Raw genomic sequence first — 16,358 nt, 5'->3', positions numbered from 1 at the left:
CGTTTCTCGCTATTTAATGCTCTTCAGTAAAGAGATATTGCCCTGCTGAACAAATGAAAAATCAACATGACTGCCGACTTTCAATGCATTGATACTCTCGTCAGCCTGAATAAAGGTGAAACGCATGGTCATCGCGGGCCAGCCAATCGCCGGGATCGCTTCATGAGAAATCGTCACTTTTTTGTTCGTCAGATCAATGTCCTTCACGATGCCGGTCGCGGTGATGAGCTGCTCTGAGGTCGCTTCGCTGGTAGAATTCATCCCCTCGTGCTGATGAACCTCAGCCTGGAGACTGGCTGAAAACATAATAATTGCACCAAATACAAGAGCCTTAAGAGAATTGCGCATGCTTATTTTCCTGTTTAATTAAATGAGGTTATTCGACCCAACCGCCGCCCAGCGCGGTGAAGAGATTAATTTCATTAACCTGTCGGGCATAAATAAGGTCGAGAATATTTTGCTGTGTAGCGAACAGAGAACGTTCCGCGTCCAGGACTTCGATATAGCTGACTGCACCGCTGGAATATAACCCGCCTGCACGTTGAAGAGTGATGCGGAGTGAATTAAGGTACCGCTGCTGCGCAGCAAGCTGCTGGTTGATGCTGTCCCGCAGCGCGAGCGCGTCGGCAACCTGTTTGAATGCAGCCTGTATTTTTTGTTCGTAATTCACGACCGACTGCTGCTGGCGAATTTCGGCCAGCTTCAGGTTTGCCTTATTCCTGCCCGCATTAAAAATGGGTATGTCTATTTTAGGGATAAAATTCCACATCCCGCTGCCCGCGGTAAACAGGCTGGATAATTCCGTACTGCCAGTTGAAAGCCCGCTGGTTAATGATATTGACGGGAAAAAGGCGGCACGCGCGGCGCCGATATTCGCATCGGCCGCTTTAAGCTGATACTCCGCTTCCAAAATGTCCGGGCGCTGCAGCAGTATCGCTGAGGAGAGATGAGGCGGCAGTTTTACCGGCGCAACGTCGCTGGCGTTCATGCCGCTCTCGCCCGGGAGCGCGCGATACGTGCCGAGGACCAGCTGCAGGGCATTATTGGCCTGCGCCAGCTCTCCCTCTCTTTTGGCAATCTCTGCCTGCGTGCTTTCGATCTGTCCCCGGGCCTGTTCCAGCGCCAGCACGTTCGTACTGCCCGTCACCAGCTGTTGCTCAACGAACGCATAAGACTGCCGGTAATTTTTCAGCGTTTCCCGCGCGATACGCAGCTGTTTAAACGCCAGCTGCTGGTTGAAATAACTCTGTGAAACGTTAGAGACGAGCAGGATATGCACCGCGCGACGGGCCTCTTCGCTGGCGAAATAGCTTTGTCGGCCGGCCTCGCTCATGTTCTTCAGCTTGCCGAAGAAGTCGAGTTCATAGCTAAGCTCAAAACCCGCGTCGTACTGTTGAGAGGTCGGTTTGTCACTTTTCAACCCACCGCTGTAGGTGATACCCGAGGAGGCATTCAGCTGCGGATAACGATCCGCATCCGTCACGCTGAACTGCGCCCGTGCCTCTTCAACCTTCAGAGCGGCCATTTTTACATCGCGATTATTGTTCAGCGCTTCCGTAATCAGCCCGGCTACCTGCGGGTCGACGAAAAAGTTGCGCCACCCGGTGTCCTGATACCCCACCATCGCGGACGTCAGGCCGTTGCGCGAAAGTGAAAACTGCTGGGGTACCGGTGATGCCGGGCGCTGGTATTCGGGGGCCAGCGAGACGCAGCCCGCCAGGATAAATACCGTACTGATGCTGAGTCGTTTTAACAGGAACATAGCGGTTCAAATGAAGTCCAGAGTATTTTTAGGGCTACTCTACTGAACGCTTCCTGTTTGACGGGTGACGGGATAATGACAATGTTGTCATTTTTAACGTAAGTCATTGTGAACGGTTGCGGGCTCCATAGAATGTCATCAGCAGCCAGTCAGGGGAGCAAGATGAAAATACTGATCGTTGAAGATGAAATGAAAACCGGTGAGTACCTCAGCAAGGGGCTCACTGAAGCGGGGTTTGTCGTGGACCACGCTGTTAATGGCCTCAACGGCTACCATCTCGCCATGACCGCTGAATACGATCTGCTGATTCTGGATATCATGCTGCCCGATGTGAACGGCTGGGACATTGTCCGCATGCTCCGCTCTGCCGGCAAAGGGATGCCCATACTACTTCTGACGGCTCTCGGTACGATTGAACACCGGGTTAAGGGGCTTGAGCTGGGCGCGGATGACTATCTGATTAAGCCTTTCGCCTTTGCCGAGCTGCTCGCCCGGGTCAGGACGCTGTTGAGGCGCGGAAATACGGTGATCGCCGAAAGCCAGCTTCAGGTGGCTGACCTGGCGGTTGATCTTGTGTCGAGAAAGGTCAGCCGTGCCGGAAGTCGCATCCTGTTAACCAGCAAAGAGTTCAGCCTGCTGGAGTTTTTCATGCGCCATCAGGGGGAAGTATTGCCCCGCTCCCTGATTGCCTCCCAGGTATGGGACATGAATTTTGACAGCGACACAAACGCGATTGACGTTGCGGTAAAGCGGCTGCGCGCAAAGATCGATAATGACTTTGAACCGAAGCTGATCCAGACGGTGCGCGGCGTGGGCTATATGCTGGAGGTGCCGGATGCGCGTTAAGCCCCTCCGACGCCCGTTCTCGCTTGCGCTGCGGCTGACCTTTTTTATCAGCCTCTCCACGATACTGGCCTTTTTCGCCTTTACCTGGTTTATGCTGCATTCCGTCGAGAAGCACTTCGCCGAGCAGGATATCAGCGACCTGCAGCAAATCAGCACCGCGATGCACCGCATCCTGCAGTCACCGGCCGATCCTGACCAAAAGAAAATCAGCAAGATCAAAGAGTCGATCGCCAGCTACCGCAACGTGGCCGTCCTGCTTCTGGATCCGCAGGGCAATACCCTGTTCAGCTCGGCGCAAGGAGCGGCACTGCGCCCGGCGATGAACACGGCGAACTTTAGCGAACACCGCCGCGCGCAGGATGTGTTTCTCTGGACGGTTGAAGGCCCGGCCGCCCCCATGCACGGCGGGTCCGACATGAAAATGGAAACGTACCGGATTATCGCCTCCTCAGGCACGGCGACGCTGCAGGGCAAAACGCAGGGCTACGTAATGCTGATCGGGCTCTCCATTAATTTTCATCTGCACTACCTTGAGGCGCTGAAAAAAAACCTTCTGGCGATTGCCGCCGTTATCAGCCTGCTGATTATTCTTGTCATCCGCATCGCCGTGCGCCAGGGACATTTGCCCCTGCGTAACGTCAGTAACGCCATTAAAAACATCACCTCCGAAAATCTTGACGCGCGGCTGGAGCCGTCCCGCGTCCCCGTTGAGCTGGAGCAGCTGGTCATCTCCTTCAACCAGATGATCGAAAAGATTGAAGATGTTTTTACCCGTCAGGCTAACTTTTCCGCCGACATCGCTCACGAAATCAGAACCCCCATCACCAACCTGGTGACGCAAACGGAAATCGCGCTGAGCCAGAACCGTTCTCAAAAGGAGCTGGAGGATGTGTTGTACTCCAGCCTTGAAGAGTACAACCGGATGACCCGCATGGTCAGCGACATGCTGTTCCTGGCACAGGCCGATAATAATCAGCTCATCCCGGATCGAGTGATGTTTGATTTAAGCGCCGAGGTCATGAAGGTGTTTGATTTCTTCGAAGCCTGGGCGGAAGAACGCCACATCGCTCTGAAATTTAACGGGATGCCCTGCCTGATAGAAGGCGATCCGCAGATGTTCAGAAGAGCAATCAATAATCTGCTCTCCAACGCCCTGCGCTATACGCCGGAAGGGAAAACGGTAACGGTCTCCATCAGAACACAGGATAACAACGTTGAGCTGGTAACAGAAAACCCCGGTACGCCGATCCCGCAGGCGCATCTGTCGAAGCTGTTTGACCGTTTTTATCGCGTCGATCCGTCCAGGCAGCGTAAAGGCGAAGGCAGCGGAATTGGGCTTGCCATCGTGAAGTCCATCGTCACGGCGCACAACGGAAAAGTCCGCGTGGAATCGGATGCGGTGTCGACGCGCTTCATCCTCACCGTGCCGGGAAAGGTTGCCTGAGCGCTCAGCGCACGGAACGGCACACCTCCAGCACTTTCTCTCTGAGCCACCGGTGCGCCGGGTCCTGCTCCATGCGCGGGTGCCACATCTGTGACACCGTAATGGTCCTGGTCTTAAAGGGCAGTTCAAAGACGTGTACGCGCTCGGTCATCGCCTGATTGAGCAGGTACAACGCAGGCACCATGGCAATCAGATCGGAGGCCAGCGCCACGGATAACGCCGTCGGAAAGCCGGGCACCACGCTGGCGATCTTGCGTTTCATCCCCCGTTCTGCCAGCGCGTCATCGACAGACCCATGCAACGATCCGTTCGGAGAGGCCACCACATGGCCCCAGGCGATATAATCGTCAAGGCTGACATCATGCCGTAATGACAGCGGATGCCCCTTGCGCACCGCGCCAACAAACCGATCCTGAAAGAGCCTTTGCAGCCGTATTTCAGGCCCCATATTGTTCTGCACGCCAATCTCCAGATCGACAAGCCCCTCGCGCAAATAGCGCGACGTTTTTTCAGGTTTCGGCGAAAAACGAATACAGACGTCGGGCGCCACCTCCGCCACCGCCGCAATAAGTAGTGGCCCAAATGCCACCACAAAACCGTCGTTGGCCCGGATGGTGAACAACCGTTCGAGATTTTCCACCTTCAGCGTGTCGGTGGAGGGCTGCAGAACCGCCCTTGCCTCGTAGACGGCGCTTCTGGCGCGGTCCCGGGTAGCTTCGGCCCAGGTCGTCAGCACCATATGACGACCGGCCCGTACAAGAATAGGATCGCCGGTCACCTCCCGGAGCCTGCTGAGGGTACGGCTCATGGCGGAGGTGCTCAGGTTCAAACGTCGCGCCGCGCCCGCCACGCTGGCTTCTGCCAGCAAAACGTCGAGCGCAACCAGAAGGTTAAAATCAGGATCGGACACGATTGCTCCTCAGATATGGCGTTACGCGCAATGATTAAGTGCAAATGCTGCGTCTTCCGCCCTATATACCGCATGATTATAGTTTCGTCATCACGATTCTTTTTCGGAGTAACGACGATGACGCTCTTTTCAAACCAGCCCGGCGATGAAGGTTTACCCGGGCATGAACGCGCCCGGGTCCTGGCCGCCGTTATGACCACCACGCTGATGGGCGTCTTTGACGGCACCATGATCAACATCGCGCTCCCCTCTATGGCAAGGGCGATGCAGGTCCCCGCGAACGTTGCGGTCTGGTTCGCCAACGGCTATCTGCTGTCAGCGGCGATGACGTTGGCCATCTTCGCGGCGCTGGCGGCGCGCGTGGGCTATCGCCCGATCTTTCTGACCGGGCTTGCCGCCTTTACGCTCACCTCGCTCGGCTGCGCGCTGGCAACAACGCCGGAAATGTTAACCGGGATGCGGATCCTGCAGGGCATCGGCGGGGCGGCGACCCTGAGTATCGCCCCGGCGATCCTGCGTTCGGTTTTTCCTCGCCAACTGCTTGGCCGCATTCTGGGGCTGCACGCCCTGCTTATCGCCTCCAGCACGGCGATTGCTCCTGTGCTCGGAGGAACAATACTGGACGCCCTGAGCTGGCAATGGCTGTTCGCCATTAACCTCATTCCGGGCAGCATCGCCCTGCTGCTGGCATGGCGGGCCTTGCCGCGGGAATCGGCCGTGGACCGAACTCCATTTGACGCGCCGGGCGCTGTTCTCTCCGCCGTCCTGCTAGGTTCCGCGATCATGCTGGCCGACAGCCTTCAGCACGTGGCGCAACAGATTAGCGCGCAGGCCATCTTCTGGGGCGTTCTCGCGCTGGTAAGCGCCTTCGCCTTTACCTGGCGGATCCGGCGTGCGCAACATCCGTTACTGCCGCCGGTGATGTTCAGAAACGGGCGCTTCACCCTCGCCGCGCTGACCTCGCTGGCCTCGTTTGTGAGCCAGGGGATCACGTTTGTCGCGCTGCCGTTCCTGTTTCAGAGCGTATATGGCTACAGCCCTGTAGTTTCCGCGCTGCTGTTCACCCCGTGGCCGATTGGCATCGTGCTGATCGCGCCGCACGCGGGTCGCTGGGCGGATACCATTTCCGCGCCGCTGATCTCGACCCTCGGGCTGATCGTGTTTGTTGGTGGACTGGTCCTGCTGGCGACGTTGCCGGCAAATCCTTCCGTATGGAATATCTGCCTGCGCAGCCTGGTTTGTGGGATTGGGTTTGGCTGCTTCCAGAGTCCCAATAACCGGGAAATGCTCTCTAACGTGGCGCGGGAATATGCCAGCTATGCCTCTGGCGTGCTTTCTATCGTCAGGACATTCGGCCAGTGTCTCGGCGCTGCCGCGGTGGGGGTGCTGATGGCTGTGACGACAGGGTCAGATCATCAAACGCTTGATGAACGGGCCGTGCATCTGGCGCTGTGGATTGCGGTGATTGCCTCAACGGGATCGGTCTTATTTAGCCTGAGCAGGCTGCGCCCTGCGGTTCGGGCATCGGCTTAACAGGCTGCGCCTCACGGCGCAGCGCGTTTATTTACTCCAGCGCCAGCAGCGCAAAGCTCGCCAGCCAGTGCCCGCCGCTGTAGTGGCTGCCGACCACATGCTCAACGCTTGCGGCCAGATGTTTCGTCACCGCCTCGCGCAGCGCCTGCTGCGCCGGATGGTTTGCGGGAAGCGCTTTAGCAATATGCTTCATGCACCAGGCGCGGCTGAGGTTTAATCCGTCGAGATGGGCAATTTTCGGGTCGGTGCGATCGCTCACTTCCGCAGGGTTCATCAGCGCCGTAACGGCACCCACCTCCGGGAGAAACGCGTCAAACCAGGCCGGGAAGTCTTCAGACACTTTGCTCATCAGCAGCGCCTCCGTCAGCGCGCCGGAAATATACTCGTCTCCGCCGGGCTCATAATGAGCCGGATAGCGCGTGTCGGCGAGATAAAACCGCTCCGCCGCTGCCACAATCGCCTGTTCAAGCGCCTTGTCTCCCACTGCGCGACCGTAATCGAGCGCCAGCGCGAGGGCAAACGCGGTGTTGTAGTGCGTCCCGACGCGGATCGGATAGGTGAGCTTGCCGAGGTAATCCACCAGCCGGTTGCGAATGTCCTGAGTTAACGGCTCCAGCATCTGATACCAGCCCGCGGCCTGCGGCAGCGACGACTGTTTCAGCTCCTGGGCCAGCGCAAGCAGCCAGCCGTAGCCATACGGCCGCTCAAACGAGGCGCGGAACGGCGCGGTGAAATAGGCCAGCTCCTTCGCCATGTTCTCTTCGGTTATGTGCTCGTCAAAAAGCGCGACGATCGCGTCCCGGCAAGGTAATTCTGGATAGAGCCGCACGCAGCGCAGCAGCAGCCAGTAGCCGTGCACCGCCGAGTGCCAGTCAAAACAACCGTAGAAAATGGGATGCAGCTCGCGCGGCGGCAGAACGTCACCATCATCATTCAGCAGGTGCATGATGTGGTTCGGGTATTCCTGGCGCAAATAGGTCAAAGGCATGCGGGCAAACGCGTCGGCCTGATGTTGCGTTAATTCCATGACAGCTCCTTAGCGAAACACGAGGAAATACATTAACAACACGTTCACCACCAGCAGGGTTAACGCGGTCGGGATCTGGATCTTGATCACCTGATATTTGTCCTTCAGCTCCAGCAGCGCGGCGGGAACGATATTGAAGTTCGCGGCCATCGGCGTCATCAGCGTGCCGCAATAGCCCGCGTACATGCCAATCGCCAGCAGCGGCGCCGGGTTGCCGTGATGCACGTTGATGAGAAACGGCAAGGCGATACCGGCACTTAACACCGGGAAGGCCGCAAAGGCATTACCCATGATCATGGTAAACAGCGCCATACCCACGCAGTAAATGACCACCAGCATGAAGCGGCTATCCGGGTTTACAAACAGGCTCACCACCTTCTGTACCGAGTCGCCCGTGTTGGCCACCACGAACACGCCGCCGAGCATGGCCAGCATCTGCGGCAGGATCACCGCCCAGCCGATGGTATCGACAAGACGACGAGACTGACGAACGGCATGCAGCGGCGTGCCTTTGGTCAGCCACCAGCCGGTGAGGATCGCCGCGACGCAGGCCACGCACAGCGCCGCCAGGGTGAGCTGTTTCTGATCGAGCAGAAACACGCCGCCGATCGAAACGCCCTTCAGGAATAACGTGCCCAGCACCGTCACCACCGGGATCATCAGCGCGGGCAGGAACAGCCAGTTTTTAAGCCGGTTTGACGACGCGACGCGCTCCTCCTCGGTCGACATTTTATAGTGCCCTTTCCCGACGAGGCCAAAACCCGCCAGCAGCGCGATAACGATAACGCCGCCGCCGATTATCCGGTACGCCAGCGATTTCCCCAGCTCCTGAACCATCAGATCGCCAAACAGAAAGATCCCGCCAAACAAGAACCAGAACAGCGCGGTGGTAAAACGCTTCGGATTAGCGCGATCGCGCAGGGTCATCACAACCAGCAGCATCACGACAAAGCCAATCAGGTAGTACACGCGGTTAATGGTGATAAGCGTCATCATTGCGCAGCCTCCTGCGTACCCTGCTCTGCACGCCAGGCCATCACGTCGCGACGGATGCTTGCATCGAGGCGCAGCAGGCGCGTCATATGAATAACCAATGCCGCAATGGCGGTAGGAATAGCCCACAGGCCGATATGCAGCGGTTCAATGCCCGGAATACCGTTCTCTTTCAGGAACGCGTCGATCAGCAGCACCGCCCCGAAGGCAATAAAGATATCTTCCCCAAAGAAGACCGCGATGTTGTCGCACGCGGCGGCGTGGGCTTTGATTTTGTCGCGGATGTGCTGCGGCAGTTCGCCGTATTCGTTCAGCGCCGCCCCTTCGGCCATCGGCGCCAGCAGCGGGCGCACCGTCTGCGCATGTCCGCCCAGCGACATCAGTCCCAGCGCGGCGGTGCCTTCACGGGCGACAAAGTAAAGCATCAGAATACGCGCCGAGGTGGCGCTGGCGATCTTCGCCACCCAGGCCTGGGCGCGCTCCTTAAGCCCGTAATATTCCAGCAGACCAATCACGGGCAGGATCAGGATGAAGGTGGCCAGCGATCGGCTATTGACGAACTTCTCGCCAAAGGTCTCCAGCAGCATCCCGAAATCCATGCCGACCAGCAGACCCGTCGCCAGCCCCGCCACCACGACTACCAGCAGCGGGTTGAAGCGCAGTGCAAAACCAATAACCACGATCGGTATCCCGATCAGCGGAAGCAGCGTAGTACCGTCCATAACGTTTACCCTATCGAAAGTGAGCGTTGCGCGCCGACGGCTATTTTTTTAATTTGCGGCGAGCGATGTTGTGTTTTGTTGGCAGGCTTCGCAAAACCTGCGCTAAAAAGCTATATCTGAACCTCAAAAACATGTAAACAAATTATCAATAAAATGTTCTTATTTTATCGATGAGTTTACATTTCTGGCTAAGGAACGTTATGACCTCAGAAAAGAGTGCTTCACCCGATCGCGACGATATCAACGATGGCCGGATCGTCTCTTCCCGCCATCTGGTATCCGAGCGCTGCGCGGAGTTATCAGAGCTGGAATATGCGCTGATCATGACCAGCAACGCGTTTAACAAATGGATGGTGCGCTGCATGACGGCTGCCGGCGAGCCCGATATGGGCGCCTTTGACGTTTCGCTGCTGCATCACGTGAACCACCGCGACCGCAAGAAAAAGCTGGCCGATATCTGCTTCGTCCTCAACGTGGAAGATACCCACGTGGTGACCTATGCCCTGAAAAAACTGGTCAAAGCAGGCTACGTGACGAGCCAGAAAGCGGGTAAAGAGCTCTTTTTCTCTACCACCGAGGAAGGGAAAGCGCTGTGCATGAAATACCGGGACGTGCGGGAAGCGTGCCTGATTGCGATCCACGCGGAGAGCGGCATTGCCGGGAAGTCGATTGGCGAGACCGCGCAGCTGTTACGCACGATCTCCTCCCTGTATGACACCGCCGCACGGGCGGCGGCGTCACTGTAATTAAGGACGTCGGAACAGCGTAATGCTCCGTCCGGCCAGCGCATACTCTACGGTTTCGGTGATCGCTGTCCCGGTGGCAGCATCATCCGCCGTAGACAGCTCCAGCACCCATCCCCCTTCGCCAAACTGCGGGATCTGGAACGGCACGGTGCCTTCAAAAGGATTGAACAGCATCAGCACGTCGTGCCAGATACCGTCCTCCTGCCTGAGATCCGGCCTGCTGATGGAGACCCCGAGGGTTGAGCCTTCATCCCACTGCTCGGCCTGCTGTGGGCCGCCCCCGGCATTGAACCAGCGGATCTCCAGCCCGTCGCGCCAGCTTTCACGGCGCAGCAGTGGCTGTTGCGCGCGCAAGGTAATGAGACGACGGGTAAACTCGCGCAGCGCAGCGTCGTTTTCGGAGAGCCCCTTCCAGTCGATCCATGAGATCTCACTGTCCTGGCAGTACCCATTGTTGTTGCCCTTCTGCGTGCGGCCAAACTCGTCCCCCGCCAGCAGCATCGGCGTGCCGTGGGAGAACAGCAGCGTGGTCAGGAAATTACGTTTCTGCCGTTCGCGGGTAGCAATAATATCCGGGTTCTCGGTTGGCCCTTCCTCGCCGTAGTTGTACGAGCGGTTATCGTTATGCCCGTCGTTATTGTCCTCGCCGTTGTCGGCGTTGTGCTTCTCGTTGTACGACACCAGGTCATTCAGCGTAAAGCCGTCGTGGGCGGTGATAAAATTGACGCTGGCCCACGGACGACGTCCGCGCAGATCGTACAGATCGCCGGAACCGAGCAGGCGCGCGGCAAAGTCCGTGGAGACGTTGTCCCCCTTCCAGTACTCGCGAACGGTGTCGCGGTATTTGTCGTTCCACTCACCCCAGCCCGGCGGGAAACCGCCGACCTGATACCCGCCGGGGCCGATATCCCAGGGTTCACCAATCAGCTTCAGTCGGGATAACACCGGATCCTGAGTCACGGCGTCGAAGAAACCGCCGCGCGGGTCAAACCCTTCGGGCTCGCGGCCCAGGATCGTCCCGAGGTCGAAGCGAAAACCGTCGATGTGCATCGATTCCGCCCAGTAGCGCAGGGAATCCATCACCATCTGCAGCACGCGCGGGTGCGAGGTGTTGACCGTGTTTCCCGTCCCGGTGTCGTTGATGTAGTACCGGTGCTGGTCCGGGAGCGTGCGGTAATAGCTGTAGTTATCAATCCCCTTAAACGAGAGCGTCGGTCCAAGCTCGTTCCCTTCCGCCGTGTGGTTGTACACCACGTCCAGAATGACCTCGATGCCCGCGTCATGATATGCGCGCACCATATCGCGAAAGCCCTGGATCCCCGCCGGGCCGTAGTAGCGTGACGCAGGGGCAAAAAAGCCCAGCGTGTTATAGCCCCAGAAGTTCTTCAGGCCGCGGTCGAGCAGGTGCTGATCGTCCGGAAACCAGTGAACCGGCAGCAGCTCCACCGAGGTAATGCCGAGGCTTTTGATATAGTCGACCGAGGCTTTGTGCCCCATCCCCTCAAACGTGCCCCGCAGCTCGGGCGGAATGGCCGGGTTCATCTGGGTAAACCCTTTCACGTGGCTCTCATAGACAACGGTATGCGGCCAGGGCACGTTCGGCCGGCTGTTGTCCTGCCAGTCAAAGGCATTCGGGTCGATGACCCTGCATTTCGGCGTAAACGGCGCGCTGTCGCGGGTATCAAAGCTCAAATCCAGCTCGTCATGCCCCAGCTCATAGCCGAAATGGGCGTCGTTCCAGTCGATGTCACCCATCAGTTCGCGAGCGTAAGGGTCGATAAGCAGCTTATGCGGGTTAAAGCGATGACCATTTTCCGGGTCGTAGGGGCCGTAGACGCGATAGCCGTACAGCGCACCCGGCTTCAGATCGGGCACATAGCCGTGCCAGACCTCATGGGTATACTCCGGCAGCTCCAGCCGGGCGATTTCCGTTTTCCCGGACGGGTCAAACAGACAGAGCTCCACCCGTTCAGCGTGAGCGGAGAACAGCGCGAAGTTGACCCCTTTCCCGTCATAATTCGCACCCAACTGCTGGCCATGACCGGCCCGAATTTCAAACGTTGTATCCTTTGCCATTTTCGTTCTCCACGATTATTCGCAGGTAAGCAGAACCAGTACACATCCCTTTTCTGACGTTAAATCCAGCGTCTCTTGCAGAATGCGGCTCTCACCGCTGAACAGATCCCGATAGCGTTTCCCCGTCAGCTCCTCGGGTATCGCCACCGTGGTATTGACCCACAGCTGATGATTATCGGTGACATCAAAAACCAGACGCGGCACGGCAACAATCAGCGCCTCGTCGTCCTTAACGCGCGCGTAGACAATCAGGTTATCTTCGCGCTCGCCGCTGACCTTAAGCGGCAGCCAGTCGCCGTAGCGGAAAAGCGCGTCGTAGTGCGGTCGAAGCCGCAGCAGCGTGGCGGTAACAAACTGCTTCACCCTGCCGTCCCGCCAGCATGCCGGGTTGTCAAACACCCCGGCATCCGCCGCGCTGAGGCTCTGCACCAGGGCCGGAAAGTCCGGCTCGCGTCGGTTATCCGGGTCGACGAGGCTAAAGTTAAGCGCCTCGCTGCCCTGATAGATATCCGGCACGCCGGGCGCCGTCAGCTTAATCACCGTCTGGCTGAGGCTGTTCATTAACCCGGCGCGGATAAAGGGCTGCATCGCCTCGCTGAAATCATGCAGGAACGGGGCGTTGTCCGGCGAAAGCAGGTGCCGCGCGTAGCTCAGCACCACGCTCTCATAGCTCTCGTTACTGTCGATCCAGTCGGTGCGCTGTTTCGCCTCGCGCAGCGCTTTCTCGAGGAAGCCAAGGAAGCGTTCTTCCAGTAATTTCAGCCCGTCGGCGTCGTCCGGTGACAGCATGGCGGGCCAGACGCCCGCCAGCGCCTGGTAGATCATCCACGTATCGGCGGCGTTCGGCGCGGTACCGTCATTGAGAAAACGCACCTGGGTCTGGTTCATCTGCCGCCAGCGGGCCAGATTTTCCCCCCAGCGTTCCGGGGCTTCCGTCAGGGTGTAAAGGCGCGCGCGGGCATCCTCCCCGCGCTTGGTATCGTGCGTGGAGGTGCCCAGCAGCGCATCGGGCTGACGGGCCAGACGAATGCGCATCTCCTGGTGGAAGCGGGATAATGAAAACGCGCGCGGCGTCGGGTCGGCGCCCACTTCGTTGAGCGCAAGCTCGAGGTTGTGGCGAAAGAAGAGCGTGTCTTCAACGGACTTCGCCATCAGCGGCCCGGTCAGCTGCTGGAAGCGGGTCCTGAACAGCGCGGCGCTCTCGCGGCAATCTTCCGGCAGATCGCCGGTAAGAATGCGCACGATCAGGCTGAGCGCGGCTTCAGACGTCTCCACGCTGGCGACCACGCGATTAAGCAGCGCCACGTCCGGCGGGGTTAACCCCTCGCGAGTGCCGTAGGTGCGGTAGACCGGAAACGCAATAAGCAACTCGCGCAGCGCGTGGCGGATATCCTCGCGCGGCAGCGCAACCTCATTGCGGCGGGCCAGATCCTCAGCAAGGTTTAGCAGCGTGGTGAATTCACCCTCGAAATTGCGATCGGTCATCAGGCCTTTGGCATCGCGCAGCTCCGCGTGGCGATCGACCGTCACGCCCAGCGTCTCGTCGTGGATTGTCTCCAGGCGCGAGAGGTTATCGTCGTCGACCAGCACTTCCGCCAGCGAGGCAATAAACTCGTAGCCGGTGGTGCCGGATACCGGCCAGTCTGCGGGGAGCTGCTCACCTTTTGCGAGAATTTTTTCGACCGTGATGTAACAGTCGGGCCCGGCGGCCTGACGCAGGCGCTGCAGATAGCCCAGCGGATCCGCCAGACCGTCGACATGGTCAATGCGCAGGCCGTCCACCACGCCCTCGTGGACCAGCTCAAGGATCAGCCGGTGCGTGTCGTCGAAGACCGCATCATCCTCAACCCGAACGCCGACCAGCCCGGTTATCTCAAAGAAGCGCCGCCATGAGAGCTGCTTCGGCGCCTCCCGCCAGGACATAAGCCGCCAGCTTTGCGCGTTGTGCAGTTCGGCAATGCTCTTCTCTTCGCTGTACGTACCCGGGTTGAGCGGATACTCGGCGTCGTAGTACACCAGCGCGGCCTTTTTCGTGACAGGGTCACGTTTTAGGGTGATAGCTCCCTTCTCCAGCTCCGCCTCAAAGGTGTCGCCAAGAAACGGCAGCGTAAGCGGTCGTGACCCGTCGATATCAAAATAGCGGAAATAGCGGCTCTGCTGGCCGTATTCAATCACGTCCCGCCACCAGAGGTTTTCCAGCGAGGTGGACATATGGTTCGGGACAATGTCCAGAATCAGCCCCATGCCGGCCTGCTTAAGCGCCGCGGCCATGCGGTCAAAGCCTTCTCGTCCGCCAATCGCGGGGTCGATTTCATTCGGGTTGGTCACGTCATAGCCGTGGGTAGACCCCGTCGTGGCAGTGAATACGGGCGACGCGTAAAGGTGGCTGATGCCGAGGTCCTTCATATACGGCACCAGCGCCACAACGCGGTCGAAGGTCATGCCGTTACGGAACTGAATTCGGTACGTGGCGGAAGGGATCATAACGATGCTTCTCCATCAGCAAAGCGAACGACAATACCGTTCGGCGGTAAAACGTCAGTGACTTCCGGCCAGGCAAAGCGCGTCTCACCCGCGAGATCGGGCAGCGCGACGGGCTTAATGCCGATATTAAGCGCCAGCGAGAGCGTCCCCGACGGGAAGCGCCAGCACACCGCCACCATGCCGGGCGCGGTCTTGAGCACATGGCCCTCAACGGCACCGCGCGGATGCAGAAGCGGAACGATATGGCGATGGCGCAGCGTCAACAGATTGCGCGTGTAGCGCAGCCACGTTTTGCCCTCGTCGGTGGCAATCTTATGCCAGTCGAGCTTTGAGCGAACAAAGGTGTTCACGTCATTCGGGTCCGGAACGGCTTCATCGTGTCCGGCGTGACCGGTAAACTCTTTCGCGCGCCCTTCCCGTACCGCCTTAGCCAGATCGCCGTGAAAGTCGGTGAAGAACAGAAACGGATGCGTTTCACCGAACTCCTCGCCCATAAACAGCAGCGGGATATGCGGGGAGAGCAGCAGCGCGGCAAGCAGCACCCGCGTCTTGTCGGCACCCGCGAGGTAGATAAGCCGCTCGCCCTGGGCGCGATTGCCTGTCTGATCGTGGTTTTGAATAAAATCGACGAAGAACTGCGGCGGCTGCGTGCGGCACTCCACACCGCGAGATTCTCCGGTTTGCAGAGACACCTCGCCCTGGTAGACAAATCCTTCCGCCAGCGCCCGGGCGAACTTTTTCTCCGGCTCAAAGGCAAAATCCTGGTAATACGCGTGGGTCTCGCCGGTGGCAAACACGTGGGCAGCGTTGTGAAAATCATCGTTCCACTCGCCGGTAAACAGCGGCGCGTTGCCCTGTTCATCGCGCGGATGCAGGAAAATCACGTTGCGGCTGTCTTCCGTGGTCAGGTGAACGTGACGGTGCGGAATGGTCTCGCGGATCCGGGTGGCAATCTCCTCGAGAACATGGGTGTCCGAGCCGTCCTTAATCTGGTCGATGGCATCAAAGCGTAGGCCGTCCAGACGATACTCCGTCAGCCAGTAAAGCGGCGCATCGGTGATGTACTGCCTCACCGGCTCGCGCTCGTAGGCGATGCCGTTACCCCACGGCGTCATCCGCTGTGCATCAAAAAACGCGGGCGACAGCAGAGGCAGATAGTTTCCTTCGGGCCCAAAGTGGTTGAGCACGATATCCAGCACCACGGAAAGCCCCAGCCCGTGCGCGGCGTCGATAAACGCGTGGAAATCCTCCGGCGTGCCGTACGCTGAGTGCGGGGCATACAGCAGCACGCCGTCATATCCCCAGCCGCGGGAACCGCCAAACTGGGAGACGGGCATCACTTCAAGCTGGGTAATCCCGAGTTCTGCCAGATACGGCAGCTTATCGATGGCCGCCCGGAAGGTGCCCTCCGGGGTAAAGGTGCCGATGTGCAGTTCGTAAATGACCGTCTCTTCCCACGGCCGCCCTGCCCAGTAGCGGTTGACCGGCTGGTAAAGTCGGGGATCGATCACCACCGAGGGACCGATAACGTCGCCCTTTTGCGCCCGCGAGGCGGGATCGGGCACCGCCATGCCGTCCTGAAGAACAAACTGATATTCTGCACCGTGCCTGACGCCGGGGACGTCAGCCTGAAACCAGCCGTCGCCGGTTGCCGTCATCGGCACGTCGGTGGCGGCAAGACGTAGCGTAAGTTCTTTCTGTCCTTCTGCCCAGACGCGAAAACGTACAACGTCATCGGAAATAAACTCAGCACCCCACTGCTTTTGAAATGTCCTGAATTCCATTCATTGTCCTCGAATGACCCACATTTTACGC

Annotated in this window: 13 protein-coding genes; 4 read left to right on the top strand and 9 right to left on the bottom strand. The window is 58.7% G+C overall.

Going from position 1 to position 16,358, the window contains the following annotated elements; genetic code table 11:
- Window positions 1-9: 9 nt before the first annotated feature.
- Both cusF and AC4IBF_RS10595 read right to left on the bottom strand, forming a co-directional pair.
- Window positions 10-348: a cation efflux system protein CusF gene (cusF, locus tag AC4IBF_RS10600; protein ID WP_143345123.1), complete on the bottom strand. Its 339-nt coding sequence runs from the start codon at window positions 346-348 to the stop codon at window positions 10-12.
- Between the two features lie 28 nt (window positions 349-376).
- Window positions 377-1,762, bottom strand: a complete 1,386-nt coding sequence (locus tag AC4IBF_RS10595) for an efflux transporter outer membrane subunit (protein ID WP_143345124.1) — start codon at window positions 1,760-1,762, stop codon at window positions 377-379.
- A gap of 162 nt (window positions 1,763-1,924) precedes the next feature.
- On the opposite strand from AC4IBF_RS10595, the gene AC4IBF_RS10590 reads away from it, so the two are divergent.
- Entirely contained in the window at window positions 1,925-2,608 is a 684-nt protein-coding gene (locus AC4IBF_RS10590) for a copper/silver response regulator transcription factor (RefSeq protein ID WP_133294430.1), read from the top strand.
- Complete coding sequence (locus tag AC4IBF_RS10585; protein ID WP_133294431.1) at window positions 2,598-4,052, top strand: Cu(+)/Ag(+) sensor histidine kinase; 1,455 nt, start codon at window positions 2,598-2,600, stop codon at window positions 4,050-4,052. Before AC4IBF_RS10590 ends, AC4IBF_RS10585 begins: the two co-directional genes overlap by 11 nt.
- A gap of 4 nt (window positions 4,053-4,056) precedes the next feature.
- On the opposite strand, the gene AC4IBF_RS10580 is transcribed toward AC4IBF_RS10585, so the two are convergent.
- Window positions 4,057-4,962, bottom strand: coding sequence for a LysR family transcriptional regulator (locus AC4IBF_RS10580; protein WP_143345125.1), 906 nt, complete (start codon window positions 4,960-4,962; stop codon window positions 4,057-4,059).
- A 117-nt stretch (window positions 4,963-5,079) separates the two neighbouring features.
- On the opposite strand from AC4IBF_RS10580, the gene AC4IBF_RS10575 reads away from it, so the two are divergent.
- On the top strand, window positions 5,080-6,495 hold the full coding sequence (locus AC4IBF_RS10575) for an MFS transporter (RefSeq protein WP_133294433.1): 1,416 nt from the start codon (window positions 5,080-5,082) through the stop codon (window positions 6,493-6,495).
- A 31-nt stretch (window positions 6,496-6,526) separates the two neighbouring features.
- On the opposite strand, the gene AC4IBF_RS10570 is transcribed toward AC4IBF_RS10575, so the two are convergent.
- The 3 genes from AC4IBF_RS10570 to AC4IBF_RS10560 are packed head-to-tail and all read right to left on the bottom strand — an operon-like array spanning window position 6,527 to window position 9,237.
- Complete coding sequence (locus AC4IBF_RS10570; RefSeq protein WP_143345126.1) at window positions 6,527-7,522, bottom strand: DUF2891 domain-containing protein; 996 nt, start codon at window positions 7,520-7,522, stop codon at window positions 6,527-6,529.
- A gap of 9 nt (window positions 7,523-7,531) precedes the next feature.
- Complete coding sequence (locus AC4IBF_RS10565; protein WP_133294435.1) at window positions 7,532-8,518, bottom strand: DUF979 domain-containing protein; 987 nt, start codon at window positions 8,516-8,518, stop codon at window positions 7,532-7,534.
- Entirely contained in the window at window positions 8,515-9,237 is a 723-nt protein-coding gene (locus tag AC4IBF_RS10560; protein ID WP_123922397.1) for a DUF969 domain-containing protein, read from the bottom strand. The genes AC4IBF_RS10565 and AC4IBF_RS10560 overlap by 4 nt, the downstream gene beginning before the upstream one ends.
- A 200-nt stretch (window positions 9,238-9,437) precedes the next feature.
- Between AC4IBF_RS10560 and AC4IBF_RS10555 the strand changes: the two genes are divergently transcribed.
- Complete coding sequence (locus AC4IBF_RS10555; RefSeq protein ID WP_143345127.1) at window positions 9,438-9,983, top strand: winged helix DNA-binding protein; 546 nt, start codon at window positions 9,438-9,440, stop codon at window positions 9,981-9,983.
- On the opposite strand, the gene glgX is transcribed toward AC4IBF_RS10555, so the two are convergent.
- From glgX to treZ, 3 genes are read right to left on the bottom strand one after another with little or no spacing between them, the layout of a single operon-like run.
- The gene (gene glgX / locus AC4IBF_RS10550) at window positions 9,984-12,059 is read right to left on the bottom strand and encodes a glycogen debranching protein GlgX (RefSeq protein WP_136194882.1); all 2,076 of its coding nucleotides are present in this window, start codon (window positions 12,057-12,059) and stop codon (window positions 9,984-9,986) included. It abuts the gene before it with no gap.
- 15 nt (window positions 12,060-12,074) lie between these two features.
- A complete protein-coding gene (treY, locus tag AC4IBF_RS10545) occupies window positions 12,075-14,543 on the bottom strand; it encodes a malto-oligosyltrehalose synthase (RefSeq protein WP_348942731.1) in 2,469 nt (822 codons plus the stop codon).
- The gene (treZ, locus tag AC4IBF_RS10540) at window positions 14,540-16,327 is read right to left on the bottom strand and encodes a malto-oligosyltrehalose trehalohydrolase (RefSeq protein ID WP_491463307.1); all 1,788 of its coding nucleotides are present in this window, start codon (window positions 16,325-16,327) and stop codon (window positions 14,540-14,542) included. The genes treY and treZ overlap by 4 nt, the downstream gene beginning before the upstream one ends.
- Window positions 16,328-16,358 lie beyond the last annotated feature (31 nt).

Source organism: Enterobacter sp. Taxon_8, assembly GCF_058354585.1.
This window is presented reverse-complemented; position numbering and strand designations above follow the sequence as displayed.